At 63.2% G+C, this 25,893-nt stretch carries 27 protein-coding genes and 2 pseudogenes; 17 read left to right on the top strand and 12 right to left on the bottom strand.

Annotation, left to right across the window (positions count from 1 at the left end):
* Both pstA and Q427_RS33500 read right to left on the bottom strand, forming a co-directional pair.
* On the bottom strand, positions 1-1,571 hold a 1,571-nt coding region (gene pstA / locus Q427_RS06725; RefSeq protein ID WP_043512214.1), incomplete at its 3' end, for a phosphate ABC transporter permease PstA.
* A 15-nt stretch (positions 1,572-1,586) separates the two neighbouring features.
* Positions 1,587-2,513 carry an ABC transporter permease subunit gene (locus Q427_RS33500; protein ID WP_231613491.1) on the bottom strand — a complete coding sequence of 309 codons (927 nt, stop codon included), beginning with the start codon at positions 2,511-2,513 and terminating at the stop codon, positions 1,587-1,589.
* A gap of 142 nt (positions 2,514-2,655) precedes the next feature.
* Here Q427_RS33500 and Q427_RS33495 point away from each other — a divergent pair, with 142 nt between their 5' ends.
* Complete coding sequence (locus Q427_RS33495) at positions 2,656-3,768, top strand: hypothetical protein (RefSeq protein ID WP_231613490.1); 1,113 nt, start codon at positions 2,656-2,658, stop codon at positions 3,766-3,768.
* Positions 3,769-4,007: 239 nt separating this feature from the next.
* Here the strand turns inward: Q427_RS33495 and Q427_RS06715 are convergent, their stop codons facing one another.
* On the bottom strand, positions 4,008-4,964 hold the full coding sequence (locus tag Q427_RS06715; protein WP_043512212.1) for a PstS family phosphate ABC transporter substrate-binding protein: 957 nt from the start codon (positions 4,962-4,964) through the stop codon (positions 4,008-4,010).
* A gap of 320 nt (positions 4,965-5,284) precedes the next feature.
* On the opposite strand from Q427_RS06715, the gene Q427_RS06710 reads away from it, so the two are divergent.
* Positions 5,285-5,839, top strand: coding sequence for a hypothetical protein (locus Q427_RS06710; RefSeq protein WP_231613488.1), 555 nt, complete (start codon positions 5,285-5,287; stop codon positions 5,837-5,839).
* 148 nt (positions 5,840-5,987) lie between these two features.
* On the top strand, positions 5,988-6,950 hold the full coding sequence (locus Q427_RS06705; protein ID WP_051496187.1) for a hypothetical protein: 963 nt from the start codon (positions 5,988-5,990) through the stop codon (positions 6,948-6,950).
* A gap of 35 nt (positions 6,951-6,985) precedes the next feature.
* Here Q427_RS06705 and Q427_RS06700 read toward each other — a convergent pair whose 3' ends face one another.
* Positions 6,986-7,579 (bottom strand): NADPH-dependent FMN reductase, encoded by a 594-nt coding sequence (locus Q427_RS06700; protein ID WP_043512209.1) that lies wholly within the window; start codon positions 7,577-7,579, stop codon positions 6,986-6,988.
* Positions 7,580-7,742: 163 nt separating this feature from the next.
* On the opposite strand from Q427_RS06700, the gene Q427_RS06695 reads away from it, so the two are divergent.
* From Q427_RS06695 to Q427_RS06685, 3 genes are all read left to right on the top strand, one after another.
* Positions 7,743-8,180, top strand: a complete 438-nt coding sequence (locus Q427_RS06695; protein WP_043512207.1) for a nucleoside deaminase — start codon at positions 7,743-7,745, stop codon at positions 8,178-8,180.
* A 148-nt stretch (positions 8,181-8,328) separates the two neighbouring features.
* Positions 8,329-9,537 (top strand): Na/Pi symporter, encoded by a 1,209-nt coding sequence (locus tag Q427_RS06690; protein ID WP_051496186.1) that lies wholly within the window; start codon positions 8,329-8,331, stop codon positions 9,535-9,537.
* 26 nt (positions 9,538-9,563) lie between these two features.
* Positions 9,564-10,244: a phosphate signaling complex PhoU family protein gene (locus Q427_RS06685; RefSeq protein ID WP_043512202.1), complete on the top strand. Its 681-nt coding sequence runs from the start codon at positions 9,564-9,566 to the stop codon at positions 10,242-10,244.
* 34 nt (positions 10,245-10,278) lie between these two features.
* Here Q427_RS06685 and Q427_RS33490 read toward each other — a convergent pair whose 3' ends face one another.
* The 3 genes from Q427_RS33490 to Q427_RS06675 are packed head-to-tail and all read right to left on the bottom strand — an operon-like array spanning position 10,279 to position 11,669.
* Positions 10,279-10,761, bottom strand: a complete 483-nt coding sequence (locus Q427_RS33490; protein WP_231613486.1) for a hypothetical protein — start codon at positions 10,759-10,761, stop codon at positions 10,279-10,281.
* Complete coding sequence (locus Q427_RS33485; RefSeq protein WP_231613484.1) at positions 10,758-11,168, bottom strand: NAD(P)H-binding protein; 411 nt, start codon at positions 11,166-11,168, stop codon at positions 10,758-10,760. Before Q427_RS33485 ends, Q427_RS33490 begins: the two co-directional genes overlap by 4 nt.
* 21 nt (positions 11,169-11,189) lie before the next feature.
* Positions 11,190-11,669, bottom strand: coding sequence for an Lrp/AsnC family transcriptional regulator (locus Q427_RS06675; protein ID WP_043512224.1), 480 nt, complete (start codon positions 11,667-11,669; stop codon positions 11,190-11,192).
* A gap of 145 nt (positions 11,670-11,814) precedes the next feature.
* On the opposite strand from Q427_RS06675, the gene Q427_RS06670 reads away from it, so the two are divergent.
* Together Q427_RS06670 and Q427_RS06665 are read left to right on the top strand one after the other, a co-directional pair.
* Positions 11,815-12,750, top strand: coding sequence for a DMT family transporter (locus Q427_RS06670; protein ID WP_081785861.1), 936 nt, complete (start codon positions 11,815-11,817; stop codon positions 12,748-12,750).
* A gap of 138 nt (positions 12,751-12,888) precedes the next feature.
* Positions 12,889-13,230, top strand: a complete 342-nt coding sequence (locus tag Q427_RS06665; protein ID WP_043512197.1) for a zinc ribbon domain-containing protein YjdM — start codon at positions 12,889-12,891, stop codon at positions 13,228-13,230.
* 13 nt (positions 13,231-13,243) lie between these two features.
* Here the strand turns inward: Q427_RS06665 and Q427_RS06660 are convergent, their stop codons facing one another.
* Positions 13,244-14,209: a TAXI family TRAP transporter solute-binding subunit gene (locus Q427_RS06660; RefSeq protein WP_051496188.1), complete on the bottom strand. Its 966-nt coding sequence runs from the start codon at positions 14,207-14,209 to the stop codon at positions 13,244-13,246.
* Positions 14,210-14,585: 376 nt separating this feature from the next.
* Here Q427_RS06660 and Q427_RS06655 point away from each other — a divergent pair, with 376 nt between their 5' ends.
* From Q427_RS06655 to Q427_RS06625, 7 genes are all read left to right on the top strand, one after another.
* On the top strand, positions 14,586-15,050 hold the full coding sequence (locus Q427_RS06655; protein ID WP_043512195.1) for an SUF system Fe-S cluster assembly regulator: 465 nt from the start codon (positions 14,586-14,588) through the stop codon (positions 15,048-15,050).
* Between the two features lie 72 nt (positions 15,051-15,122).
* Positions 15,123-16,565: a Fe-S cluster assembly protein SufB gene (gene sufB, locus Q427_RS06650; RefSeq protein WP_043512194.1), complete on the top strand. Its 1,443-nt coding sequence runs from the start codon at positions 15,123-15,125 to the stop codon at positions 16,563-16,565.
* A 234-nt stretch (positions 16,566-16,799) separates the two neighbouring features.
* Positions 16,800-17,552, top strand: a complete 753-nt coding sequence (gene sufC, locus Q427_RS06645) for a Fe-S cluster assembly ATPase SufC (protein WP_043512219.1) — start codon at positions 16,800-16,802, stop codon at positions 17,550-17,552.
* Positions 17,549-18,907, top strand: a complete 1,359-nt coding sequence (gene sufD / locus Q427_RS06640; protein ID WP_043512190.1) for a Fe-S cluster assembly protein SufD — start codon at positions 17,549-17,551, stop codon at positions 18,905-18,907. Before sufC ends, sufD begins: the two co-directional genes overlap by 4 nt.
* Positions 18,908-18,923: 16 nt before the next feature.
* Entirely contained in the window at positions 18,924-20,183 is a 1,260-nt protein-coding gene (locus Q427_RS06635) for a cysteine desulfurase (RefSeq protein ID WP_043512188.1), read from the top strand.
* Between the two features lie 2 nt (positions 20,184-20,185).
* The gene (sufT, locus tag Q427_RS06630) at positions 20,186-20,758 is read left to right on the top strand and encodes a putative Fe-S cluster assembly protein SufT (RefSeq protein ID WP_043512187.1); all 573 of its coding nucleotides are present in this window, start codon (positions 20,186-20,188) and stop codon (positions 20,756-20,758) included.
* An 86-nt stretch (positions 20,759-20,844) separates the two neighbouring features.
* On the top strand, positions 20,845-21,585 hold the full coding sequence (locus Q427_RS06625) for a SanA/YdcF family protein (protein ID WP_043512184.1): 741 nt from the start codon (positions 20,845-20,847) through the stop codon (positions 21,583-21,585).
* 6 nt (positions 21,586-21,591) lie between these two features.
* On the opposite strand, the gene Q427_RS06620 is transcribed toward Q427_RS06625, so the two are convergent.
* From Q427_RS06620 to Q427_RS06605, 4 genes and pseudogenes are all read right to left on the bottom strand, one after another.
* A complete protein-coding gene (locus Q427_RS06620; protein ID WP_043512181.1) occupies positions 21,592-22,035 on the bottom strand; it encodes a hypothetical protein in 444 nt (147 codons plus the stop codon).
* Positions 22,036-22,120: 85 nt separating this feature from the next.
* Positions 22,121-23,023: pseudogene (gene rimK, locus Q427_RS06615) on the bottom strand (30S ribosomal protein S6--L-glutamate ligase); the annotation flags it as partial.
* A gap of 32 nt (positions 23,024-23,055) precedes the next feature.
* Complete coding sequence (locus tag Q427_RS06610; RefSeq protein ID WP_043512180.1) at positions 23,056-23,493, bottom strand: ATP-dependent zinc protease family protein; 438 nt, start codon at positions 23,491-23,493, stop codon at positions 23,056-23,058.
* Positions 23,494-23,517: 24 nt separating this feature from the next.
* Positions 23,518-24,538, bottom strand: a pseudogene (locus Q427_RS06605) (DUF3549 family protein).
* A gap of 257 nt (positions 24,539-24,795) precedes the next feature.
* Here Q427_RS06605 and Q427_RS06600 point away from each other — a divergent pair.
* Positions 24,796-25,128, top strand: coding sequence for a YqcC family protein (locus Q427_RS06600; protein WP_043512216.1), 333 nt, complete (start codon positions 24,796-24,798; stop codon positions 25,126-25,128).
* A gap of 20 nt (positions 25,129-25,148) precedes the next feature.
* The gene (locus Q427_RS06595; protein WP_043512177.1) at positions 25,149-25,649 is read left to right on the top strand and encodes a gamma-glutamylcyclotransferase family protein; all 501 of its coding nucleotides are present in this window, start codon (positions 25,149-25,151) and stop codon (positions 25,647-25,649) included.
* Positions 25,650-25,893: the final 244 nt, after the last annotated feature.

The following is a 25,893-nucleotide window of genomic DNA, read 5'->3' as shown; positions in this document are numbered from 1 at the left end:
ACCAGCGGGCGCGCAGCTTCCACGTTGGGGCTCTGGAAGCCCACGTCGTAGATGTGGAAGCCCAGGTGCATGATCTGTCGCTCCAGATGAATGAACGGGAAGGAGCTATCCACCGGCAGGGTCGGCGCCAGCTTGACCACCCCCACCAGCATCAGCGGTGCCACCTCGCCGGCGGCACGGGCGATCGCCAGGATCATGCCGGTCATCATTGCCGGGGTGGCCAGCGGCACCACCACCTTCCACAGCGTTTCCGACTTGGTGGCCCCCAACGCCAGGCTGCCGTGGCGAACCGAAGCGGGGATCCGCGCCAACCCCTCCTCGGTGGAAACGATCACCACCGGCAGAGTGAGCAGGGCCAGGGTCAGCGAGGCCCATATCAGTGCCGGCGAGCCGAAGGTCGGCGACGGCAGCCGCTCGGAATAGAAGAGCAGGTCGATGGAGCCGCCCAGGGTGTAGATGAAGAAGCCCAGGCCGAATACGCCATAGACGATGGAGGGCACACCGGCCAGGTTGTAGACCGAGATACGAATCAGCCGCAGCAGAGGGCCCTGCTTGGCATACTCACGCAGGTAGATGGCAGCCAGCACGCCAAACGGACTGACGATCATCGACATCAGCAGCACCATGGTCACGGTGCCGAAGATCGCCGGGAAGATTCCCCCTGCCGTGTTGGCTTCACGGGGCTCACCGCTGACAAAGGCCCAGAACTGCTGCACATATTCCACTGTCTTGGCGTACAGGGAGAGGCTATTGGGCTGCACGGCCCGCACGATATCGCCGATGCGAATCTGCACTTCCTCACCGCCAACCACCGATGCCACCAGGGTGTCGCGGTAGAGCTCAAGGCGCAGGATGTCGATCTCGCCGCGCAGGGTCTGGAACGCTTCCTGCAGGGCGGCCTGCCGCTCCTGAATCAGACCCAGCTCCGCCTGAAGCGCCTCGGGCTCGATACCGGGGTCACGCTGCAGGGCCCGCTCTCGCAGGCGCAGCGCTTCCATTTCCGAACTGATCACCCCCACGTCGTTGCGCTCGATCCGGCGCAGCTCCCGAAACAGCGTATTGGCGCGCTCGACCCGGAACTGCAGTTCGTCCCACAGCCCTTCGCCCTCGGCCACCACCTCGCCGTCTTCCAACACGCGTACGGCGTAACCATAGAAATCGCCCCACTCGCGGCGCTCCAGGCGCATGGCATCCGGCGGGCTCTGCCACGCTGACATCTGCAGCTCCGCATACCAGGCGAAATCCTGGCCGGTGACGTCGCGATTGCCCTGCTTGATCAGGTGCCGGGTGACCAGGTCGTCGCTATCGAACTCGGGTGGCACCGCGATCCCCGCATCCCTGGCCACCGGAACCGGAATGGTTTCTGAGCGAACATGCTCGCCCATCACCATCTGCCCGAGCCCCAGTTCCGGGTCGCCGACCTGGAACTCGACGATCTCGCTCGGGTAGAAGTGGCTCAGGCCGCGCACGGCGATCAGGCCGATCAGCCCGACCACCATGATGATCGAGACGGCCACCGCACCGGCATTCAACCACACCCAGGGGGCACCGCTTTTCCACCAGTGTTTCATCACAGTCTCCCGGAATCAGAGGTTGCCGTAGCGCTTGCGCAGGCGCTGACGAATGATCTCGGCCAAGGTGTTGACCACGAAGGTCATGGCCAGCAGGACCAGGGCGGCAAGGAACAGGACCCGGATGTGGCTGGAGCCCACGGCGGCTTCCGTCAGCTCGACGGCGATATTGGCCGACAGGGTGCGCATGCCCTCGAAGATATTGAAGTTCATGATCGGGCTGTTGCCGGTGGCCATGAGAACGATCATGGTCTCGCCCACCGCTCGGCCGAAGCCCATCATCACCGCCGAGAACATGCCCACGCTGGCGGTGGGCAGGACCACACCGACCACGGTCTGCCAGCGGGTGGCGCCCAGTGCCAGCGACCCCTGGGTCAGGTGCTTGGGCACGTTGAACACCGCATCCTCGGCGATGGAGAAGATGGTGGGAATCACCGCAAAGCCCATGGCGATACCGACCACCAGGGCGTTGCGCTGGTCATAGGTGAAGCCGTTGTCGGTGAGCCACTGGCGCATGCTGCCGTCGAAGAACAGGATTTCCACATACGGGCTTGCCGTTATACAGATCCATCCCACGAGGATGATGATCGGCATCAGCAGGACCGCCTCCCAGCCATCGGGTACCAGTGAGCGCAGCCGCTCGGGCAGACGACTCCAGAGATAGGCGAAGGCCAGCATGGCGATGGGCATCAGGATCAGGATGCTGAACACCGCAGGCAGCCGGTTCTCGACGAAGGGGGCGAGCCACAGCCCGGCCAGGAAGCCGAGGATCACCGTGGGCAGGGCCTCCATCACCTCGATGGTGGGCTTGACCTTGCCGCGCAGCTTCGACGACATGAAGTAGGCGGTATAGATGGCCCCCATCAACGCCAGCGGCGTGGCGAACAGCATGGCGTAGAAGGCCGCCTTCAGGGTGCCAACGGTCAGTGGCACCAGGCTCATCTTGGGCTCGAACTCCTCGCCGCCCGCTGAGGATTGCCAGACATAGCGGGGCTGGCTGCTCCCCTCGTACCAGACCTTCTGCCACAGTGAGGAGAAGGAGCACCCCGGGTGGCCGGTTGCTGACGCTGGCCACCTGAAGCTGGTGGTTCTCGTCGGCAAACAGCGCCAGGGAGTTGACCGGCGAGATGGCGATGCGCGCCAGGGGCCCCTCGGTCTTCGGCGCATCGAAGACGTCGGCTGCCGCCGTGGCGTGATGAATGCCCAGGTTGCCCCGCGCATCGCCCACCAGGAAACCCCGGCGCGAGTGTTCTGCCTCGATGTGGGTGATCGGTGCCTCGTAGCGGGCGAAGTCACGGATATGGGTCAGGTCATGCTGGTTCCGGGCATTGCGCACCGGGAAGTACTGGCGAACCTGCCCATCGGAGGTCCCGGCGATGATCGACACCGTGCCATTGAGCAGCACCATCTCCGACACATGGCCGCTGTCGGTGACCTGCACCGCTCCACGGTATTGGGGGCTGCGCAAGTTGCCGATGTCGTAGTGGTGGATATAGCCGGCATCGTCGGAGACGTAGAGGTGGCGGAAGCGGTTGTCGATCAGGATCTGACGAGCATGGCCATCGAAGCCGGGAAGCTCGGCCGTGGTCTGCTCCACGGTCACCGCGCCGGTCATGATGTTCTCCCGGCGGTCGAAGGAAGTCACCATCAGGGTGCCGTCGTCGAGTTCGGCTGCCGCGTAGATACCCCGGTCGCTGAGCTGGAGCGCCAGCACCTGAATGGCACGCCCTGCTTCGTCCAGGGTCAGGGGGGCATCGCCAAGGGGAAAAGTCAGCTCAGGCTCGATATGGCGCAGGTTTTCCGGGTAGGTAATCGCGTACTCCACCTGCCCGAGGCTGATGTCGCCGTTGTCGTATCCGTAGGCAAAGGCCCGGGTGGTGGCAAAACCGGTTGCGAAGGCCGTTCTCGACGCGCCATCGGGTCGTGGCATATCGAACGACGCGCGCAGGTCGCCTCCCTCAAGGTCGAAGAAGGTAATGCGCCCCGTGTCGGTGAAGGTCGCCCCCAGGGTGTCGTGGCGGTCGATGGTGAGGTGCTCGAGCCGCTCGCCGCTTGCCACCCCGGGAATGGCGTAGGCCTGCTCGGTGGAGACCTGGGCCGACTTGAAGAGCGGCATGACCTCGGAGAACAGGTAGACGAAGATCATTCCCAGCGCGATCACGACCCCGATGCCGGCAGTACCGATGCCGTAGCGTGATGCGTTATCCCTGAATGCGCGCTTGCGTCTTAGACGCTCACGTTGTTCAGGGCTGGGCAACAGCGATCTGCCTTGCCCTGATGAAGAGAGTTGGGACATGTCATTCATGATGGATGGGCAATCCCGACAGGTGAAAAGATACGCAGAGCGTAAGCAGGTCCATGACAGCTATGTGACAGCGACCAAAAATAAAGAAGGGGCACCGGAGCGCCCCTGTCACTACCTTTTTATTCAATGCGTTAGTCGATGCCCAGTTCGCTGCGCACGCGGCTGGCCACGGTTTCCGGCAGCGGGATGTAGCCGTCGCGGGCGGTCACTTCCTGACCCTGCTGTGAGAGCACCATGCGCAGGAATTCGGCTTGCTGCGGGGCCAGGTCTTCGTTGGGGTGCTTGTTGACGTAGACGAACAGGAAGCGCGCCAGCGGATAATCCTCCTGGTCGACGGAGTAGGCTTCTTCACCTTCGTCACGTGCCACGGGGACCGCGCGGACTTGAGAGGTGATGTAGCCGATGCCGGAGTAGCCGATGCCGTTGATGGACTCGCTGACCCCCTGTACCACGGAGGCAGAACCCGGCTGCTCGTTGATGGAATCCTTGAAGTCGCCTCCGCACAGGGCGTTCTCGGCGAAGAAGCCGTAAGTGCCGGAGACGGCGTTGCGGCTGTAGAGGGTGAAGTCACGGTTTTCCCAGCTGCCGCCCAGGCCTAGCTGGCCCCAGCGGGAGATGTCTTCCGGGTAGCCGCAGCGGCGGGTGTTGGAGAAAATCGCATCCACCTGCGGCAAGGTGATGCTTTCCAGCGGGTTGTCCTGGTTGACGTAGATGGCCAGGGCATCGATGGCCACCGGCACCATGGTCGGCGGATAGCCGAAGCGGTCCTCGAAGGACTGGATCTCGGAGGCGCGCATCTCGCGGCTCATCGGACCGAACTGGGCGGTTCCTTCGGTCAGCGCGGTGGGGGCCGTGCTTGAGCCGGCGCCCTGGATCTGGATGTTGATGTTGGGGTAGAAGCCGGCGAACTCCTCGGCCCAAAGGGTCATCAGGTTGTTCAGTGTATCTGACCCGATGCTGGTCATGTTGCCGGAGATACCGCTGACGGACTCATACACCGGCAGGTTGGGATCGACACGCTCCGCCATGGCAGCGGGAGTGACCAGCGATACACCGATGATGGCAGCAGCCAGAACCTTGAGTTTCATGTTGATCTCCAGATATGCGCAGCGTTTTTGGCCTGATGGCCTTATCCAGCCATGCCCTGCATGACCGATGTGCCATCGCACTATAGAAATTCCGCATGACACTCACGTGACAGTCGGGGCGTGACAGCGAATTTTTGGATGAAGCTTTTGTGACAGCCCTAGGTGACACAAGGGCTGAAGGGGGCGCTGTGCGGCTTGCCGCGACCACGATAGAATCTGGCTGACTCGTCCCTCTTCCAGCACAGAAGGTTGCAGGTAGGTGGGGGGGCGGATTGGAGGGTGCCGGCAACGAAACACCGATCACAGGAGAATAGGGGATTATGGCAACACGCATGCTTATCGCCGGCCCGGGGCTGTTGATCATCCTGCTGACAGCCGGCTGCGCAGGGCGTGCCGAGCAGCCCTCGGCGGGTGAGCCGGCGCCAGCACAAGAAGTTCAGGCGCCGTCACCCTCCGTGCAAGCGGAACCGCCGATGAGCGGCACGGCACCGGAAGACCGTTACTGGCTGCCGGCCCTGTTCGCCACGGAGCAGGATGAGGCGCATTACTACGTCAGCCGGTTGGCGGATCGGCGCTTCATCGACACTTATGGGGGCGACGAGCACCCGCGGGTCTGGTATATCGCCGCGGAGCGGCTGGGGCAGATCGGTGAGCCGGCGGTGCCGTTGCTGTTCGGCCTGATCGACACTACCGATGCTTATGAGCTGATGCTGGTGCTCTATGCGCTGCAGCTGGCGACCCAGGATCCCGCGCTCATGGCGGAAACCGGCGGCGACTACGTCCAGTTGGGTACGGTGCTGACGGAAGTTACCAACCGCGAGAACCGCGAAATAGCGCTGGCATGGTGGCAGCGGCACGGCTGGCGCTGGGAGTAGATGCTGCTGGTTCTTCTCTGAGCGGTCTGAGTGCCTCATCCCTTGTAGGGTAGCGTGGCAGGGGGCAACAGCATGGTGCAGGGTCGGCAAGCACGCCAGCGAAGCAGTACCAATATGGCTGTGTGGGCTACCCTTGGGATAGCCTCTTGTGAGCGATGCCTTCATGCTGAATCGTCGTCCTTCATTCACTTTGATGCACCCCCATAATGCGGGCATGGCGGCCATAGGGGCGGCGGCGGGGCTGTTCCGGCTATTGCTGCTGGGAGTAGTCGCTGCTTGGCTGGTCGCGACGTCAGCCGCGGCCCAGGATGACTGGCTGCGTGATAGCTGGGCGGAGGTGGTTGCCGCAACGCCTTTTGAGGAGCCCGTTCATGTGGCGTCCGAAGAGCGAAGCCACTCCGTGAGTGGCAGCGCCCACGCCAGGGTCCACCACCCCTTCGAGGCACTTGCCGCTGAGCTTCGCTCGCCGGCGGCCTGGTGCGACATCCTGTTTTTGCACTTCAACGTCAAGGCTTGTTTGTATGAGGAGGGAGCCGATTCCCGCGATGCGGTGCTTGAATTGTATATGGGGAGGCAGGGCTACCAGCCGCTGGCGGATGCCGAGCGCCTTGAGCTTCATCTGCGCATCACTGCGATAGAGTCGCGCTACCTGGATGTGAGCTTGGAGGGTGAGCAGGGCCCCTATGGCACCCGTGCCTTCCGGCTACGGCTGCGGGCGGTGCCCTATGACGACAACCAGAGCCTGATTCAGCTGCGCTATTCTGTGGTCTTCGGTTTGGTGGCACGGATCGCCATACGTGGCTATTTCTCCTTCGGTGGCCGTGATCGCGTGGGCTTCACCATTGAGGGCCATGATGCGGATGGTGAGCCGCGCTATGTGGGCGGCGTCAGGGGCATGATCGAGCGCAATGCGATGTGGTTCTATTTGGCTCTGCAGGCCCACCTCGATACCCGGGCGCTATCCGAGGACGAACGGCTGCTCGCCCGCCTGCGGCGCTGGTACGCGCTGACGGAGCGCTATCCCCGCCAGCTCCTTGAGCTGGATCGGCAGGACTACCTCGAACTGAAGCAGCGCGAGTCTGTCCGCCAGCAAGCCCTGGTCGCGCCATAAGCCGGACCCCACTGCCAGGGCTTCACTTGGCTCGATCATGACCGATCGAACAGCCTCGTTGTGTCCAACAGCCTCTGGCAGATGGCGTCCAGCTTCTTCTGATGGCTCTCGTCGCACAGGCCACCGTTGTCGTCGAAGGCGTCACCCGCCTTGGCCACGGCGAGCTGGTCCGGCAGCACCGTTACGCCAACGTTGTTCAGCAGCTGGCGCATCAGTGCCAGGCTGCGCATGCCGCCGAGCCCACCGGGTGATGCCGAGAGCTGCGCGGCAACCCTGCCCGCGAACAGCTTTAGGCCGCTCTCACCTTCGTGGGGACGGCTGATCCAGTCGATGGTGTTCTTCATCAGCGGCGTGATGAAGCCGTTGTATTCGGGGGAAGCGACCAGCAGGCCCCGATGCGCGGCCAGCAGCTTGCGCAGGGCCAGCGCGTTCTCGGGGAGGCCATGTTCGGCTTCCAGGTCGCCTTCGTAGAGCGGCATCGGATAGTCGCGCAGGTCGATGAAGGTGGCCTGGGCGCCCAGCGCATCCAGGCGCCGGGCAGCCAGGCGGGCCAGTTGCTTGTTGAAGGACGCTTCCCGGGTGCTTCCGGCGAACACCAGGATTCGAGCTGCGTTTGTCTGGTCGGACATCTTGGGGTCTCCCTGGGTCATTTTGTCGTTCGGGTGAGGCCGGCCGGCAGGTTGCTGCGTTCTACGCTTCTTCGACCGGGCACCGCGCAGAGTTGCCGTTGTTTTGCTATGGTCACGCCGTGATCGGCTTTTTCCCATCTCATGGACTTGGAGTCAGCCTTCCATGGACAAGTATATGCAAGCTGCCCTGGACGAAGCCCGCCAGGGGCTGGCGGAAGGGGGCATCCCCATCGGCTCGGTACTGGTCTATCGTGGGCGCATCCTGGGGAGGGGCCATAACCGACGGGTGCAGTCGGGCAGCACGGTGCTGCATGGCGAGATGGACGCCCTGGAAAACGCGGGCCGCCAGCCGGCCTCTGTGTATCGGGATAGCGTGCTCTATACGACGCTGTCGCCCTGTCCGATGTGTAGCGGAGCCATTCTGCTCTACGGCATTCCCCGGGTGGTCGTTGGCGAAAACCGGACTTTCCTGGGGGAAGAAGCCTTGCTGCGCTCTCGGGGTGTCGATGTCGAGGTCCTGCAGTCTCAAGCCTGCATTGACATGATGTCCGATTTCATCGAGGCATCGCCCGATCTCTGGAACGAAGATATCGGGGAATAGCGCACCGTACCGGTGGATCAGCCCATGTCGGCGAGGCGTAAGCCCAGCTGTCATGAAACTGTCACATCTCCCGGTTACCGTGCGCGGACAGTAACGCGGGTGTCACCTGACCGTCATCCTGAACGTGTAACCTCACAACGGCCTTTTCATGTCGAAACCAGAACACTCTACGTCCGACACGAACCGAGCGGCCCTCACCCGCGAGCATGTTCGTGAGGTGCCGGCCTGGCTGCGCGGCATCTATGCCGGTCTCTGTCTCTACTTCTTCCTGGCGGCACTCAACGTACTCGGCTCCGGGCTGGGAACGTTCGGCAGGGCCAGCGACTTTCTGACGCAGCTCTTTGCCTACGGTGAGAATCCCTTTATCGCCCTGCTGGCCGGGGTGCTGGTCACGATGATCGTGCAGAGCTCGTCCTTCACCTCGGCACTGATCGTGACGCTGGTGGCCAGTGGCGAGATGACGCTGGGTACGGCGGTGTTCGCCATCATGGGGGCCAACATCGGGACGGCGGTTACCGGGGTGATCGTGGCGCTGGCCAATGTGCGTATCAAGCGCAATTTCCGGCGTTCGTTCACGGCCGCTTTGATGCATGACTTCTTCAATATCCTTACCGTGGCCATCGTCTTTCCCCTGGAGTTCCTCAGTGGCCTGTTCCATGAGGCCGGAAGGGGTATCTTTACCCGGCTGGCGGGGTGGCTGGCCGATCTGGTGGGCCTGGAGGAGGTGGCGAGGCCCGACAGCCCGATCAAGGTGATTACCTCGCCAGTGGTCGATGCCGCGAACGGTATCGCTTCGTTGTTGACCTCGACCTCGGCTGCCCAGGGGCTGCTGGTGGCCGGCCTCGGCATGCTGCTGATGTTCGCTGCGCTGATCTTCATGGTGCAGAACCTGCGCGGAGCTCTGCTGCGCCACATGGACGGCCTGTTTCGCACCTACTTCTTTCGCAGCGATGTGCGTGCCTATGGTGTCGGCCTGGTTTCCACTGTCCTGGTCCAGTCCAGCACCATCACCAGCAGCCTGATGGTGCCCCTGGCCGGGGCCGGAGTCGTTCGCCTGCGCCGCGTGCTGCCCTTCATGATGGGGGCCAACCTGGGCACCACGGTCACCAGTGTGCTGGCGGCCACGGCGAATCCCGTGGCCGCGGCGATGACCGTGGCCCTGTTCCATGTCATTTTCAACCTGACCGGCACCGCTGTCTGGTATCCGTTGCGCTATATCCCGCTACGGATTGCCACCTGGTATGGCCGGCTGGCGGCCCGACAGACCCGCTACGCCTTCGTCTTCCTGATCGGCGTATTCCTGGTGATACCGCTGCTGGGGATCGGCGCCATCGAATTGTTCACGAGCCTGCGCTGAGCGCGGCGACTCAGGAGATTTCTGCCATGTTTCGACAGCTATACAGCGCCCTGACCTCGGAAAACACGCTTGATCAGGCCTTCGAGGACCTGACCCAGATGCTCAAGCATGGTGCCTGGATGTTCGACCGCGCCAACGAGGTCCTGCACAGCAAGGCATCGGCCGAAGAAGTGCGCCAACCGCTCTACGACCGTGACCAGGCGATCAATGAACTGGAGCGTTCGATTCGCCGCAAGGTGCTGCGTCATCTGACCGTGAACCCTGGCCATGATGTCGCCATTTGCCTGGCCTTGATGAGCGTGGCCAAGGATGCCGAACGCATCGGTGACTATTGCAAGAACGTCTTCGAGGTAGGCCATTTCTACAGCGAAGGTTTTCACGTGCCCAAGTATCAGGAGCCTCTCGACAACATGGCGCTCGAGATGGGCGATATGTTCGACAAGGTGATCAAGGCAACGCGGGACTCCGACGAAAACCAGGCCCGCCAAGCGCTCTCCAAGGCCGTGGAAGTACGTCAGCGCAGTGACCGCCTGATCGAGGAACTGTTTCTCGACGAGCGCCAGATCGAGTTTCACGAAGCGGTGGCTTACTCACTTCTGGCCCGACATTACAAACGGGTGGCAGCACACCTGGCCAACATCGCCACGGCCGTGCTGGGGCGGTTGGAAGACCTGGACTTCTATTCCGAGGCCGACGACGACGGCTGATCGGCCAGCGGACGGGTCACCCGGCCTCACGGCCTCAGGCATAGCGGCAGGCTGTCCCGCAGGAGCGTGGCAGTATGCCCAGGTCATCGAAGGTGCCGACCGCATCGCTGGCGACATTGTCATGGGCCATCAGGGCAACCTGGTCGCGGGTCAGCGGGGGGCTGGGCAGGGGCGCGACCAATAGCGCCAGCAACTGCCACAGCGGGAAGGGAACCGGCAGCAGGGGGCGTTCCCGAGACAGCTCACGCATGACCAGCTCGATCGCCTCCCGGTAGCGGATGATGTCGGGACCGCCGAGCTCGAAGAGGCGCCGCTCGGGCGGGTCATTGCCCAGCAGCCGGCCGATGGCACGGGCCACGTCCATCACATGAACCGGCTGCAGGCGCGTATTTCCCTTTCCGAACAGAGGGATGACCGGCAGGCGCGTCAAGCCTGCCAGTGTCGACAGGAAGGCATCATCGGGCCCGAACATGACGCTGGGGCGCAGGATGATTGCCTTGGGAAGTGCTGAAATCACGGCCGTCTCGCCATGGCCCCGGCACTGACATAAGCGGAGCGAGACGCCGGGTCGGCTCCGATACCCGAGAGCTGTATCAGGCGCTGGATGCCCGCCTCGCGGGAGAGGCGGGCCAGTTGTCCGGCGGCCTCCACGTGAATGGTCTGGAAGCGCACGTTGCGGCTTTCCACATAGAGACTCACCGCATTCACCACACTCTCGGCACCCTCCAGCGCCTTGGAGATATCGGCCTTGCTGCGAATATCGACACTGGACAGTTCCAGCGGGTCGCCGGGTTCTGCCCAGTCGGGCAGGGAGGGGTGCCGGGCGGCGATGCGTACCGTGCGACCGGCGTCCGCCAGTTCACGAACCACGTGACTGCCGAGAAAGCCGGTGCCGCCGAAGACGGTAACGCAGCCGATCGACATCATTGACTCCTTTCGCGATCCTCACATATCAGCCGGCGGCAGTGGCAGCGCCCCGTTCTCCTTGACGGCACGTATGGCGAAGCTGCTGTCCACGCTGTTGACCATGGGCAGTTTCTGCAGTCGTCGTACCCACCGTTCGTAGCCGCTCAGGTCGGCGGTGACCACCTGAAGCAGGTAATCGAAGGCCCCGGAAATGGTATGGCAGTTGATGACCTCCGGCATCTCGCTGACCGCGGCTTCGAATTGTTCGACCAGCGAGTCTTGATGTTGGCTGAGGCGTACTTGAACGAAGATGGTGAGGTCCAGGCCCAGCCGCTCTTTGTCCAGTTCGGCGCGATAGCGTGTGATCAGGTTGTCCTGCTCGAGTCTTCGGATGCGTCTGGCACAGGGAGAGGGCGAGAGGTTGACACGCTCCGCCAGCTCCGCGGTGGTCAGGCGGGCGTCTTGCTGCAGGGCTTCCAGCAGCAGGCGGTCGATGCGGTCGAGTTTCAAGGTTCGCATGTCCATGCCTCGTCAATGTAACTTTCCGTTATTTCTTGGCTGGGACGGCTAATAGTCTCTTTGATTCTGGGTAATATTGCCCATATTTGCCAGTGCTATTGGCGCACACTGTCGGCTTCTTTTCGATTCCTTGAGCCAAGTGTCCATGACCACGCGAATTCACTCCCTGATCGTCGTCCAACCCCTGATATCCAGCGGGACTCATCGGTTAATGGGGTATGGCGCAGCACTGGGGATGGTGCTGATCTGGTCCTTCTATTTCCTGTCACTGCGCCAGGGGGCGTTGTCACCGATTTCCCGGTTGGATATGACCCTGTTTCGCTACGCGGTGCCGGGGCTGTTGTTGCTGCCGTTGCTGTTGCGCCGCTGGTCGGGGATACGCATGGTGTCGTCGGTCTGGTTGCTGGGTATGGTCCTTGGGGCTGGGCTACCGTTCTTTCTGCTGGGTGCCATCGGCATGGGGTGGGCACCGGTGGCGCAGGGTAGCACCCTGATCCCGGGCACAGCGCCGCTGTTCGTGACGCTGCTGGCGGTCACGCTGTTTCGCCAGCCATTCTCCCGCTGGCGACGAGTGGGGCTGGCAGCGGTGTTGGCGGGCGTCGTCTGCCTGATCGCTGCCGGGATGGGAGACACCGCCATCCTTGGCGAAGGGCAGCTACTGTTCCTGGTCTGCAGCCTGCTGTGGGCGGTGTTCACGGTGTCGGTGCGACAGAGCGGCCTGAGCCCACTGGAGGCCGCTGCCGTGGTGACCGTGCCCAACGGTGCGCTGGTGGTGCTGTACTGGTTACTGGCGGGATCGCCGCTATCGTTGCATGGCCTGCCGGCCAGCGAATGGTGGGCACAGCTCATCGTGCAGGGTGTTGCCGTAGGGTTGGGCTCGAGCTTTCTCTATGGCTACGCCATTCGCCAGCTGGGGGCGGAAGCCACGGCGGCCATCGGCTCACTCACCCCGGTCTGCGCCACGCTGCTGGCCTGGTTGCTTTGGAACGAGAGCCTCGGCCCACTCTCCGCCTTGGGAATGGCAATGGTGGTAGTGGGTGTTGTCTGTGCCAGCGGGCTGATTCAGCGTACGCGGGATTGATCGAGTTGGCTGGAGTCGCATGGGCCTGCCGTGTAGGCTATGCGCGTTTCTCGACAGTGCGCAATGCAGGGGCTCACTCGCTGGAGCCGTTGTGCTGCGTTTTCCCTGGCTCGCCTCCATTTTCATCAGGATACTGCCATGAGTGATCTGCCTCCCTGCCCGGCCTGTGCCTCGGAATTCACCTATGACGATGGCATCCAGTTGGTCTGTCCGGAATGCGGGCATGAGTGGTCGAAGTCGGCAGGCACCGATAAGGCGCCAGATGAGGTCGCGGTACGTGACGCCAATGGCAATCCCCTCGCCGATGGCGATACGGTTACCGTGATCAAGGACCTCAAGGTCAAGGGGACTTCCTCGGTGGTCAAGGTGGGCACCAAGGTGAAGAATATTCGCCTGGTGTCAGGCGATCATGACATTGACTGCAAGGTTGATGGCATCGGGCCGATGAAGCTGAAGTCGGTATTCGTCAAGAAGGCATAACCGTTGCGACGTGCTAATCCGCTGCGGTTTCCTCGACTTCGTCATCCGCTTCATGATTGGCATCCTCGATCCAGCCTTGCTCGCGGTAGTAGCGCAGGGCCCCCTCATGCAGCGGTGCCGAGAGCCCGTCCTTGAGCATTCGCTCGGGCTTGAGTACCGAGTAGGCCGGGTGAAAGTCGGTAAAGCGCTCGAAATTGTCGAAGACGGCGGCGACCAGGGTGTAGACCTGATCCGGATCGGTGGCTTCATTGGCCACGACGGTAGCTCGGACGCCGAAGGTCTGTACTTCCGGCTGGTCGTCGTAGTAGAGACCGGCGGGGATTTCGGCCAGGCTGTAGTAGGGCGCCTCGTCCACCAGGGCCTCGACGAAATCCCCCTCGACGCCCACCAGGGCGGCATTGCAGAGATCCACGGCCTGGCGAATGCTCAGGTCCGGATGCCCCACGGTGTAGACCATGGCATCGATATTGCCATGACACAGCTCCAGCGATTGCTGATCGGCGGGCAGCTCATTGACCAGGGCAAAGTTGTCCAGTGTCCAGCCCCTGGCGGCCATCAGCTGCAGCATGGTGGCCCGCTGCCCGGAGCCGGGATTGCCGATGTTCACCGCGCGCTGCTCCAGGTCGTCGAAGCCCAGAATGCCGGCCTCCCGTCGCACCACCAGGGTGAAGGGTTCGCTGTGCACCGAGAACAGGGCGCGCAGCGAATCGTCCGGTCCGACGTCGGCGAAACCTTCTCGTCCCTCCACGGCATAGTACTGCTGATCCGACTGGGCCAGGGCAATGGGGACATCACCATTTCGCACGTTATGCAGATTGGCTACCGAGCCTTCGGAGGGTCGGGCATGGCAAGGGACATCGATCAGCCGACAGAACGCTTGGCCGGTAATGTGGTAGACCCCGGTTGCACTGGCCGTGGCGATGACGATCTGGTCCTCCCCCGCCTGGACCGGCAGTGACAAGGCCAGGACTACCAGCATGCCGCCACCAAGGCTTGCCACCCCTGGGGTCGCGTGCGTGACAGTTCCAAAAGGTTTCATCGGAGTCTCCCTTGAGCGGCTCGCTTCGACGTTGTTGTGTCGTTGTTCAGTCTAGCAGGCGGCGGGGGATACACCTTGGCAGCTTCGAGCGTTGCCATCCGCTGATGGGCTCGGAGGGATGACGCCGCTGATTCGCCACTTAATAAGAATGATTGGTATTACTCATGCGATTGGCGCCGATCATGCCGCTATCGTGCGGTTTACCGGCCCCTGACGGACAGGGGGACTTCACATCGATTCCATATAGGACTAAAATGGTCCCCAATCGAACGCGGAGCTCGTGCAGGGCTTGGCGGCGAAACCTGAGGAGTCAGGCATGCTCAAGCTTTCTCGGCTGACCGACTATGCCGCGGTGGTGATGGCACAGATAGCCCGTCACCCGGATCAGCCCCACGCGGCGGCGGAACTCGCCGAAGCGGTGCAACTGCCACACCCGACCGTGAGCAAGACATTGAAGATGCTGGTGCGGGCCGGGCTGCTGGAATCTCGGCGCGGTGCACAGGGCGGCTATTCGCTGGCGCGGCCGGCATCGCGCATCACGGCCCGTGACATCATCACCGCCATCGAGGGGCCGGTGGCAATGACCGAGTGCAGCCATGTGGACGGCGACTGCGACCTGCTCGCCACCTGTGGTGTGTCCGACAACTGGCAGCGGGTGTCACTGGCGGTACGCACACTGCTCGACAGCGTAACGCTGGCGCACCTGGCCGACTCCTCGCCGATCAAGCTGCCGGTACAGTTGCCCATACAGAGTATCAGCCTGGCCGCCGACACGGCCTGAGACACGCAAGCCAACATATTACCCGAGCGGGCTCGCTGCTCGCCGACCCAACCGCCCGGGAGGGGAACCATCATGGCAAGTCAGGAAATGGAACAGCTTGTCCGTCGCGAATACAAGGAAGGCTTCGTTACGGATATCGAGAGCGATACCATCCCACCGGGACTCGATGAGGGCACCATCGCCTTCATTTCCCAGAAGAAGGGGGAGCCGGAGTGGATGCTGGAGTGGCGTCTGAAGGCCTATCATCAATGGCTGAAGATGACGCCACCCTCCTGGGCGCACCTGGACTATCCGGCGATCGACTACCAGGCGATCTCCTACTTCAGTGCGCCCAAGCGTCCGGAAGACCGCCCCCAGAGTCTGGACGAGGTCGATCCCAAGCTGCTCGAAACCTATGAGAAGCTGGGTATACCGCTCCACGAGCGGGCGGCGCTGGCCGGGGTTGCGGTGGACGCGGTATTCGACTCCGTGTCGGTGACTACCACCTTCAAGGAGAAGCTGGGTGAGGCAGGCGTAATCTTCTGCTCCATCTCGGAGGCGATCCGCGACTACCCGGAACTGATCAAGCAGTACCTCGGCACGGTGGTGCCGGTGGCAGACAACTATTTTGCCGCGCTCAACTCGGCGGTGTTCACCGACGGCTCCTTCGTCTTCGTCCCGGAAGGGGTGACCTGCCCGATGGAGCTATCCACCTATTTCCGGATCAATGCCGCCAATACCGGCCAGTTCGAGCGCACCCTGATCATCTGCGAGAGTCGGGCCCAGGTCTCCTACCTGGAAGGCTGTACCGCGCCTCAGCGTGATGAGAACCAGCTCCACGCCGCCGTGGTCGAGCTGGTGGCGCTCGAGGATGCCTATATCAAGTACTCCACGGTGCAGAACTGGTACCCGGGCGACGAGGACGGCAAGGGCGGCATCTACAACTTCGTCACCAAGCGCGGCGACTGCCGCGGCGATCGCTCGCGCATCAGTTGGACCCAGGTCGAGACCGGCTCCGCCATCACCTGGAAGTACCCCTCCTGCGTGCTGCGTGGAAAGGACAGCATCGGCGAGTTCTACTCGGTGGCGGTGACCAATGGCCGGCAGCAGGCCGACACCGGCACCAAGATGATTCACATCGGTGAGGGCACCCGCTCCTATATCGTCTCCAAGGGTATCTCCGCCGGCCGCAGCAACCAGTCCTATCGTGGCCTGGTCAAGATCGGCCCGCGGGCCAAGGGGGCGCGCAACTTCACCCAGTGCGACTCGCTGCTGATCGGCGACCAGTGCGGTGCGCACACCTTCCCCTACCAGGAGATCGGCAACAGCAGCGCTACCGTCGAGCACGAGGCGACCACCTCGAAGATCGGCGAGGACCAGCTGTTCTACTGCCAGAGCCGGGGCATTTCCGAGGAGGATGCGGTGAGCATGATCGTCAACGGCTTCTGCAAGGATGTGTTCCAGGAGCTGCCGATGGAGTTCGCCGTGGAGGCCGAGGCGCTCTTGAATGTCACCCTTGAAGGCGCCGTTGGGTGAGGCTGTTTTATCAAGTGGCCGGTGAGATGAGCGCCGGGGACAAGGCGAAGCGAGGGTCTTTTGCCATGGATGGCAAAAGTAGCGCCCAGGGATGGGTTCACAGCGCCCTCGCGGAGCCTTGGCGCCGGAAAAGCTCATCCTGGTCAAGGCGCATGAAGCGACCATGCGGCTGAGAAATGAATCCATTTGTTCAAGTCGCTTCGGCGGCTCGCCAGAATCGAAAAGGTACTCACGATGCTCGAAGTCAAGGATCTGCACGTCACGGTCGAAGGCAAGGAAATCCTCAAGGGCCTCAGCCTGACCGTCAATGCCGGTGAGGTTCACGCCATCATGGGTCCCAACGGGGCCGGGAAATCGACCCTGTCGGCGGTGATCGCCGGCAAGAACGGTTATGAGGTGACCAGTGGCTCGATCACGTTCGAAGGTCAGGACGTGCTCGAGATGGAGATCGAGGAGCGGGCCCTGGCCGGCATGCTGCTCGGCTTCCAGTACCCGGTGGAGATCCCCGGCGTGAAGAATATCTATCTGCTCAAGGCGGCGCTCAACGCCCAGCGGGCGGCAAACGGGCAGGGCGACATGCCGGCGCCGGAGTTCATGAAGCTGATCAAGGCGAAGATCGCCGAGATGAAGATGGACGCCAGCTTCCTGCAGCGTGCCGTCAACGAGGGCTTCTCCGGCGGCGAGAAGAAGCGCAACGAGATCCTGCAGATGCTGGTCTTGCAGCCGAAGCTGGCCATGCTCGACGAGATCGACTCCGGCCTCGATATCGATGCCATGCGGATCGTCGCCGATGGGGTCAACAGCCTTCGCGCCGCCGACCGCGGCATCCTGCTGGTGACCCACTACCAGCGCCTGCTCGACTACATCATTCCCGATTACGTCCATGTGCTGGTCGATGGCCGCATCGCCAAGAGCGGTGGCAAGGAGCTGGCCCATGAGCTCGAGTCTCGTGGCTATGACTGGGTGGTGGAGGAGTCCGCTGCATGAGCGATGTTCAGACCTTTCTCGATCGCCTGGCCGAACGCACCGAGGCACGGCGTCAGGCCCATGGCCCGGAACCGACCTGGATCGCCGCCCGGCGCCAGGCGGGCGCCGCCCGCTTCGAGGCGATGGGCTTTCCCGATCGTCGCGTCGAGGCGTGGAAGTATACCGACGTGCGTGCCATCGCCCGGGGCGAATTTGCTCTGACCGACAGTGCCGACTTCTCTCAGGCATCCGCTGCGGCGCTGACGCTGCCCATCGCGGCGCACCGGCTCACCTTCGTCGATGGCGTCTTCTCCGCGGCACTCTCCGACCTTGGTGAGCTGCCGGCCGGGGTGGCGGTGCTGCCGCTCTCCCGGGCGCTGGCAGAGAATCACGAGGCCGTGGGCGGACCGCTGGGTCGCTTGACCGGCGTCGAGTTCTCGCCCTTCTCGGCGCTCAACACCGCCTTCATGGAGGAGGGGGCCGTGGTGCGCCTGGCGCCGGGCAGCGTGGTGGAAAAGCCGATCCTTCTGCAGTTTCTTTCCCGCACCAATGCGCAGCCGGTGATGAGCCATCCCCGGGTGTTGATCGAGGCCGGGGCGCGCAGCCAGGCCACGGTGATCGAACATCACGTCGGTGAGACGGAGGCGGCCAACTTTACCAATCTGGTGGCCGAGCTGATGCTCGACCGCGGGGCGATCCTGACCCACTACAAGCTGCAGGAGGCACCGCTTTCCGACCTCCACGTGGCCAGCATTCACGTCGAACAGGGGCGTGACAGCCGCTACACCTCGTTCAACCTGAACCTGGGCGGTGGGCTGGTGCGCAACGACCTGATCACCGAGCTCAACGGTGAAGGAGCCGAGGCCAACTTCTACGGACTGTTCTACGGTCAGGGCCGTCAGCACATCGATAACCATACCCTGGCCAACCACAATGCCCCGCGCACCTTCTCCAACGAGAACTACAAGGGCATCCTGGACGATCGGGCCCGCGGCGTGTTCAACGGCAAGGTGGTGGTCAAGCGCGACAGCCAGAAGATCGAGGGTTTCCAGAGCAACGCCAACCTGCTGCTCTCCGACCGGGCCGAGATCGATACCAAGCCCGAGCTCGAGATCTACGCCGACGACGTCAAGTGCTCTCACGGTTCCACCACCGGCCAGCTTGACGAGGAGGCCGTGTTCGCCCTGCGCACCCGTGGCATCGACGAGCAGACTGCCCGGGGCTTGCTGACCCTCGCCTTCGCCGGCGAAGTGATGGAGCTGGTGGAGTTGGCGGCCGTGGCCGAGCGTGTCGAGCTGGCGGTGGCCGGCAAGTTGCCGGAGCGCTTCAACCTTTCCGGGCTGGTGGAAGCCGCCATATCGCTGCATGACGACTGACGTCGAGGAGTCAATCATGAATCACCTGGCCACCGATCGCGTGCTCGAGACCCCGGCCCTGGATGTGGCCGGGATCCGTGCGGAGTTTCCGATTCTCGAGCGGCAGGTTCATGGCCGGCCGCTGATCTACTTCGACAACGCCGCCACCAGCCAGACGCCCCTGGCAGTGATCGATACATTCCGCGATTACTACAGCCGCTACAACGCCAATATCCACCGCGGGCTGCACACCCTGGCCGACGAGGCCACGGCGGCCTACGAGGGCACCCGCGAGACGGTACGAGCCTTCCTCAATGCGGCCGATCGTCGCGAGATCGTCTTCACCCGCGGCACCACCGAGGCGATCAACCTGGTGGCCAACAGCTGGGGCAGGACCAATCTCGCGCCGGGTGACGAGGTGCTGGTGTCGTTGCTCGAGCACCACTCCAATATCGTGCCCTGGCAGCTTCTCGCAGGCCAGCTCGGCATCGTCGTCAAGGTGATCCCGGTGGACGAGCGTGGCGTGCTTGACCTCGACGCCTACCGGGCGCTGTTCACCGAGCGCACACGGCTGGTAGCGGTGAATCATGTCTCCAACGCCTTCGGCACCATCAACCCGGTGCGGGAGATGGCAACCATCGCCCATGACCGCGGCGCTCGGATTCTCATCGACGGCGCCCAGGCGACACCGCACCAGGTGGTGGATGTGCGCGACATCGATGCCGACTTCTACGCCTTTTCCGGCCACAAGGTCTACGGCCCCACCGGCGCCGGCGTGCTCTACGGCAAGGCCGAGCTGCTGGAGACGATGCCGCCCTGGCAGGGCGGTGGCGAGATGATCAAGAGCGTCTCCTTCGACGTACCCACCACCTTTGCCGACATCCCCCACAAGTTCGAGGCCGGCACCCCGGCCATCGCCGAGGTGATCGCGCTTGGCGTGGCCCTCGACTGGGTCAGTGGCGTGGGGCTCGCCCGTATCGGTGCCTGGGAGGCCGGCTTGCTGGCACATGCCACCGCGGGGGTCTCGCGTATCGATGGGCTGCGCCTGCTCGGCACCGCCCCCGACAAGGCCGGCGTGCTCTCCTTCATCGTCGATGGCGCCCACTCCCAGGATATCGCGCTGCTGATCGATCAGCTGGGCGTGGCGATTCGCACCGGTAATCACTGTGCCCAGCCGCTGTTGGCACGATTCGGAGTCGATGCCACCTGCCGGGCCTCTTTTGCGGCCTACAACACGCTGGAAGAGGTCGACGCTTTCGTTGACGCCCTGGAGCGGGTCATCGGGATGGTGCGCTGAGCATGAGTGATATCGAACAGATTGCCCGGCTGGAGCGCGGTCAGACGCTGCCGCTGCAGCGTGACGTGGCAGCGATTTCCATTCCCTTCGGCAAGACCATCACCCTGCCCGAGGACAGCATCGTCAGCGTGATGCAGGCCAAGGGCAGCTCGGTCAGCGTCGGCTACGAGGGGCGGCTCTACCTGATCGAAGGCGCCAACCTCGACGCCCTGGGGCTGGAGGCGCTGCCGCGGCCGACGCTGCACGAGGATGCCACGGAGGAGGAGATCGAGCAGTTCGTCTGGGATCAACTGCGTACCTGCTTCGATCCGGAAATCCCGGTCAATATCGTCGATCTGGGGCTGGTCTACGGCTGTCGCATCGAGCGCTTGATCACCGGAGAGCGTCTTGTCACCATCCGTATGACCCTCACTGCGCCGGGCTGCGGCATGGGTGACGTTATCGCCGCCGATGCACGCAACAAGATCCTCGGCGCACCACAGATCAGCAAGGTACATACTGAAATCGTCTTCGATCCACCCTGGAGCCGTGAGATGATGAGTGACGAGGCGAAGCTCGAGCTGGGCATGTTCTAGCCACAGGTGCGATTCACCGCTGCGGTGCTCATGCACAGAGTACGGATCGACGCTTCTGCTTCCCCATTCTCGGCCCGGGAACATCGATGGTTGCGCTGCTGTGGAAGGTCTTCAAGGTACTGCTGATGGCGCTGGGGGCTACATTGCTCCTGGCGTCTCTGCTGTTCCTGGGAGCCAACGTCTGGGTGCTGACTCAGACCCAGGCCCGCATCCAGCACTCGCTGCCACTCTGCGGGCCCGAGCGGGTCGGTATCGTATTCGGTACCTCGCATTGGACCCGTAGTGGCGTGCGCAATCCCCACTTCGATGCGCGCATCAATGCCGCCTCGCGCCTGATCCGGCTGGGCAGGGTCGAGCATCTGCTGCTTTCCGGCGACAACCGGACCCGCTATTACAACGAGCCCGTCACCATGTGGCGTGACCTGCGTGGGCAGCACGTACGTCACGAGGACATGACCCTGGACTATGCCGGCTTCAGCACCTTCGATACCCTGGCGCGGGCACGGGACGTGTTCGGCGTCGAACAGGCCCTGCTGGTGACCCAGTCCTGGCATCTCCCCCGAGCGCTCTTCATTGCCGATGCCCTGGGCATCGAAGCGGTGGGCTGCGCCGCGCCGGAGCGGCCGGTGGCCGGTCTATGGCGGTTGCAGGTCAGGGAGTGGGCTGCCAGGGCATCCACCGTGGGGGATCTCTATCTCTGGGGTCGGGAGCCCTATTTCCTGGGCCCCCTCGAGCCACTGGAGATCGCGCCTCAGATATGGAATGCCGTCATGATCGACGGGGCCTTGAACGAGAGCGGGAGTGGCGGGGGCGAGCAGGGGGAGTAGTGCCGCTCAACGCTGGCGCTGCTTCTGCAGCCGGTAGAGTTCGCGTATCAGGGCGCGGCATTGCTGCCAGCATTCTTCGACGATGGGCTCGAGGGGGTCGGGAAGGGGGTGCGTGAACAGGGTGGAAAGCGCCTGCATCAGCACACGCTCCTGTTCCAGCAGTTCGCCGATCACGACTTGACTCTCGTTGCCGACGAAGCTCTTCAGCCGGCTCCATAGCCACATGTAGTCGTCACGCTCGACATCGGCATCCCGAGGCAACATCTTCAGATGATGCCTGGCAAGCTCCTGGAGTTGCCGCATCGCCTTGGCCCTGGCTTCGTAATGAGGCTTCAAGGCTTCGCGCAGCGATGGACGCAGGCGCTCCAGGTTGTCCTGAAAATAATCGATGCTGTCGGCCAACGCTTCCAGCACGCTGTCCATCGCCACTTGGCGATTGTCGAGAAACATGAGCGGTCACCTCCTCCGGTGACGCAGATTGTGGGGGTCTCGCCGTCCTTTTGCCACCCCCTCGGACAATTAATTGTCTATTCAACCTTTGGCTTGGGGGCGTCTTGCGGGGCGTGCTGGCATGCTTTTCCAGGTGCTCGATGATGAGGCCTGCAATGTCCTTGCCGGTAGCGGTTTCAATGCCTTGCAAACCCGGTGAGGAATTGACCTCCATGATTACAGGCCCATGGTTGGCGCGCAACAGGTCGACGCCGGCGACCCTCAACCCCATCGCCTTGGCAGCGCGGATGGCCGTGGAGCGCTCCTCGGGGGTGATTCGAATCACGCTGGCGCTGCCACCGCGGTGGAGGTTGGAACGAAATTCACCCTCGGCGGCCTGACGCTTCATGGAGGCCACCACCTTGTCGCCGATCACGAAGCAGCGAATGTCGGCGCCTTTCGCCTCCTTGATGTACTCCTGCACCATGATGTTGGCCTTCATGCCCATGAAGGCCTGGATCACCGATTCGGCGGCCTGGTTGGTCTCGGCAAGTACCACGCCGATACCCTGGGTTCCTTCGAGCAACTTGATCACCAGCGGCGCGCCCTTGACCATGGTGATCAGGTCGGGGATGTCATCGGGAGAGTGGGCAAAGCCGGTGATCGGTAGACCGAGACCCTTGCGCGACAGCAGTTGGAGCGAGCGCAGCTTGTCCCGTGAGCGGGTGATGCCCACCGAGTCGTTGACCACATAGGTACCCATCATCTCGAATTGACGCAGCACGGCGCAGCCGTAGAAGGTCACCGAGGCACCGATACGTGGAATCACGGCATCGAAATGCTCGAGTTCCTGTCCCTTGAGGTGGATCGAGGGGTGATGCGCCGCGATGCTCATGTAGCAGCGCAGGGTGTCGACTACCCGAATGCTGTGACCGCGCTGTTCGGCGGCTTCCACCAGGCGACGTGTGGAGTAGAGATTACGATTGCGGGACAATATCGCGATATGCATCGAGGACTCCGAAGTCGAGTGGGCGGGTAGGGTCAAGGCTCGCCGTGCAGGAAGGTGACGCCGGGAGCTACCAGCAGGCGGCGCAGTGCGCGGCGGCCCAGCAGCATCGGGTGGCGCATATTGCGGCGATCGGTCAGGGTCAGTTCCACCATCATCTCGAGTTTGCCGAGTTGCATGGGGGTGCGTATCACGTAGCGCCACTCCTTGTGACCGTTGGAACTGGTCACGCGGCGGCGGTCGTGCAGGTGCGTGCGAAACACATGGGGCGGCGTCTCCTGGCCCCCGCTGCGGGTGGTGAAGCTGACCCACAGGTGACCCTCTTCCTCGAAGATCTCGATATCCTCGGCGTGCAGGGCCGAGGTGCGTGCGCCGGTGTCGATCTTGGCACAGACGGTCATGCCCATCTCCGGCAGCGTTACCATCTCGCGCCGGCCGATCACGGCCTTGGGGGTGTAGGGGAGTTCCTTCATTGATTCACTTCCTGGTTTCCATGCTCAGTGGCCAAGTCCGGCCAGTCGCTGGCCGATAGCCGAGTCCGGCGCGGCTTCGCGCAACACCATCAGTACCGGCAGCCGCAGGCGTGGTATTACCGCGAGATCACGGGCCACAGCGGCAAAATCGGCCTGGGGCGTCTCTGCCAGCCGGGTCAGAAAGCGTGGCAGGCGCTCGGCATGTTCCAGGTGTCGCCAGCCGCGGCCGGCCATGGCCGCCAGCAGATCCGGGCCACAGGCATTGGGGTCGTCCAGCAGGCTATCGAACCACTCGCCCGCCGTGGCGGCACCGCTGGCGGCACGAACGCAGGCGCAGAAGCTCTCGATCTCGCCCTCGGCAGCGGCGCGCTCTCCCCGGTACCGTATGGCCAATGCCAGGGTGTCGGGAATGTCGACATGCTCAAGACAGTAGCATAGTGAAGTCAACACCTCGTCGGGCAGCGCGGGTAGCGCCCGGCCAGCACCCGGCTCGTCTCCTCGTCCATGCGCACCGCAAAGTCGGCCAGCCCCTGCAGACCCAGGGCTCGCCAGTCCAGGGCCTGTTGGCCACTGAGATATGCCTCCACGGGCTCGAGATGGGGCTGGCGGGCTTGCCCATGTCCTGGCTGGCCCTGGCATGCAGCACGGCCTGGAAATGCAGCGAGGGTGTGAAGGCCAGTGGGTTGTCCTTCATCAGGTTGTCGATCGACGGGCCTGGCTCGGTGCGGCCTACCTGCTGCACGCTACGCCCCAGGGTCTCCAGCAGGCGCTGAAGGAAGGCGTCACGGGAAGCCGGTACCAGTTGACCCTGCTCATCCAGCGGCAGGGCGAGGAACCAGATCAATGGATCGCTCATGTCGCCCAGGCGAAACACCAGGCTTATCCTGGCCTGGCTCTGCCATGGGCTGGGCCAGGGGAGTATGCCGGCCTCGAAGTCCGCCAGGGTTTCCAGGCTACAGGGCTCGACCCGTCGCCCAAGGTGATAGGCCCTCACCTCGGCACCGGTGCGCACGAAAAAATCGTGAAGTGTATGGATCGGCTGCATGTCGACTCCCTTCTTGAAGCGTGCACTCTACCTTGCCCCCCGGGGGCTTGTCAGCCATTGGCGCGGGTCGGGAAGCAGACGGGCTGATCAATCTTTGACCACTTGCGCCCGGCTCCCTGCCCATCGGGGGCGAGAGCAGCTTTCCATAGTTTATCCACAGGCTCTTGCAGGATATCTGTGCACAGTGTGTGCCCCCCGGGTGGCCAGGCCGGAGCAGGGACGAGATAATGGAGCCCAACGCAAGCGAGGTAACCGACATGACCGTTCACGATGAGCTCGATGTGGCGCTACGCCGATTGGAGGCCACCATGAAGGCCACCAACATGTGGCGAGTGGAGCGACCGGAGGCCGATGCCTTCCACAGTCAGCAGCCGTTCTGCATCGATACCATGGCATTGCCCCAGTGGCTGCGTTTCGTCTTCATTGCGCGGCTGGATGCCCTGGTCGAGGCGGGCGGCCCGATGCCGGCGAAGTGTGACGTGGCCCCGGCGGTGGAGGCCTACCTGACCCAGCAGGGGACCCGTGCCACCGATCGGTTGTTGATCTGCAAGGCAGTGGAAGAGATCGATCAGTTGGTGACGGAAAACTGACTCAGGAAAGCGAGACGAGGATGCCGTACTACTTTGCCTATGGCAGCAACATGAACACGGCCCGGGTGGAAGCGCGTATCGGGGCTACCCGGCGCTCGCTGTCCGGTGTGCTGCACCAGTACGACCTGCGCTTCGACAAGGCGTCGCGGGTGGCCGGCATTGCCCATGCCAATGTTGTCCCTGCAATCGATAGGCGGGTAGAGGGCGCGCTGTTCGAACTCGCCGAGCCCAGGCAGATCGAGCTGATGGATCCCTACGAAGGTTATCCACACGACTATGAGCGCCATCGGCTGCCCATCGTCACCAAGGAGGGGGCCATCCCGGCGTGGGTTTATATTGCCACCCCTGGCACCACAGCCGACGCCTTGAAGCCGGCCAGTGAATATCTGGCGCATCTGCTGGCCGGCCGCCCCTTCCATAGCCCGGCCTACCACGAGCGTCTCGCGGCCGTGGAGGCGGTATCTGGTCTGGATGAGGCCACCCTGGACAGGTTGGGTCTCTCCCGACATAGCCCGCGCTAACGTTCGGCTCCTCACAGACTGGCGTGAAACGGCAAGGGATGTGATGGCCGCAGTGTCGGAGCAGCGTTAGCTCCGGTCCGACGCATCGGCGACTGGAGGCTGCAAGCCTCCCGGCAGTGTTGCCTATGCTGGCAATTATGGCTTGCGCTGCGGCCTCCGCCAAGGCGCCTGGCGGCGCCAGTCGCGATGGGAACCAGCGCTCCGACAGCTGCTTTCGTCCACCAACGGTGCCACGCCGCTGTAG

This window comes from Halomonas sp. BC04, assembly GCF_000568385.1.
The sequence above is the reverse complement of the archived record's forward strand: the minus strand, read 5'-3'. Positions and strand labels throughout refer to the sequence as shown.

What these genes read in the sequence shown, in the direction of transcription:
- Q427_RS06665 (WP_043512197.1), top strand. Translation starts at nt 12,889, where the DNA reads ATGAGTGATCTGCCTCCCTGCCCGGCCTGTGCCTCGGAATTCACCTAT.
- Q427_RS06690 (WP_051496186.1), top strand. Translation starts at nt 8,329, where the DNA reads ATGTCGAAACCAGAACACTCTACGTCCGACACGAACCGAGCGGCCCTC.
- Q427_RS33485 (WP_231613484.1), bottom strand. Translation starts at nt 11,168, where the DNA reads ATGTCGATCGGCTGCGTTACCGTCTTCGGCGGCACCGGCTTTCTCGGC.
- Q427_RS06620 (WP_043512181.1), bottom strand. Translation starts at nt 22,035, where the DNA reads ATGTTTCTCGACAATCGCCAAGTGGCGATGGACAGCGTGCTGGAAGCG.
- Q427_RS06700 (WP_043512209.1), bottom strand. Translation starts at nt 7,579, where the DNA reads ATGTCCGACCAGACAAACGCAGCTCGAATCCTGGTGTTCGCCGGAAGC.
- Q427_RS06695 (WP_043512207.1), top strand. Translation starts at nt 7,743, where the DNA reads ATGGACAAGTATATGCAAGCTGCCCTGGACGAAGCCCGCCAGGGGCTG.
- Q427_RS06670 (WP_081785861.1), top strand. Translation starts at nt 11,815, where the DNA reads ATGACCACGCGAATTCACTCCCTGATCGTCGTCCAACCCCTGATATCC.
- Q427_RS06655 (WP_043512195.1), top strand. Translation starts at nt 14,586, where the DNA reads ATGCTCAAGCTTTCTCGGCTGACCGACTATGCCGCGGTGGTGATGGCA.
- sufB (WP_043512194.1), top strand. Translation starts at nt 15,123, where the DNA reads ATGGCAAGTCAGGAAATGGAACAGCTTGTCCGTCGCGAATACAAGGAA.
- sufT (WP_043512187.1), top strand. Translation starts at nt 20,186, where the DNA reads ATGAGTGATATCGAACAGATTGCCCGGCTGGAGCGCGGTCAGACGCTG.
- Q427_RS33500 (WP_231613491.1), bottom strand. Translation starts at nt 2,513, where the DNA reads ATGAGCCTGGTGCCACTGACCGTTGGCACCCTGAAGGCGGCCTTCTAC.
- Q427_RS06635 (WP_043512188.1), top strand. Translation starts at nt 18,924, where the DNA reads ATGAATCACCTGGCCACCGATCGCGTGCTCGAGACCCCGGCCCTGGAT.
- Q427_RS06710 (WP_231613488.1), top strand. Translation starts at nt 5,285, where the DNA reads ATGGCAACACGCATGCTTATCGCCGGCCCGGGGCTGTTGATCATCCTG.
- sufC (WP_043512219.1), top strand. Translation starts at nt 16,800, where the DNA reads ATGCTCGAAGTCAAGGATCTGCACGTCACGGTCGAAGGCAAGGAAATC.
- Q427_RS06675 (WP_043512224.1), bottom strand. Translation starts at nt 11,669, where the DNA reads ATGCGAACCTTGAAACTCGACCGCATCGACCGCCTGCTGCTGGAAGCC.
- Q427_RS06610 (WP_043512180.1), bottom strand. Translation starts at nt 23,493, where the DNA reads ATGAAGGAACTCCCCTACACCCCCAAGGCCGTGATCGGCCGGCGCGAG.
- Q427_RS06600 (WP_043512216.1), top strand. Translation starts at nt 24,796, where the DNA reads ATGACCGTTCACGATGAGCTCGATGTGGCGCTACGCCGATTGGAGGCC.
- Q427_RS06625 (WP_043512184.1), top strand. Translation starts at nt 20,845, where the DNA reads ATGGTTGCGCTGCTGTGGAAGGTCTTCAAGGTACTGCTGATGGCGCTG.
- Q427_RS06660 (WP_051496188.1), bottom strand. Translation starts at nt 14,209, where the DNA reads ATGCTGGTAGTCCTGGCCTTGTCACTGCCGGTCCAGGCGGGGGAGGAC.
- Q427_RS06595 (WP_043512177.1), top strand. Translation starts at nt 25,149, where the DNA reads ATGCCGTACTACTTTGCCTATGGCAGCAACATGAACACGGCCCGGGTG.
- Q427_RS06685 (WP_043512202.1), top strand. Translation starts at nt 9,564, where the DNA reads ATGTTTCGACAGCTATACAGCGCCCTGACCTCGGAAAACACGCTTGAT.
- Q427_RS06715 (WP_043512212.1), bottom strand. Translation starts at nt 4,964, where the DNA reads ATGAAACTCAAGGTTCTGGCTGCTGCCATCATCGGTGTATCGCTGGTC.
- sufD (WP_043512190.1), top strand. Translation starts at nt 17,549, where the DNA reads ATGAGCGATGTTCAGACCTTTCTCGATCGCCTGGCCGAACGCACCGAG.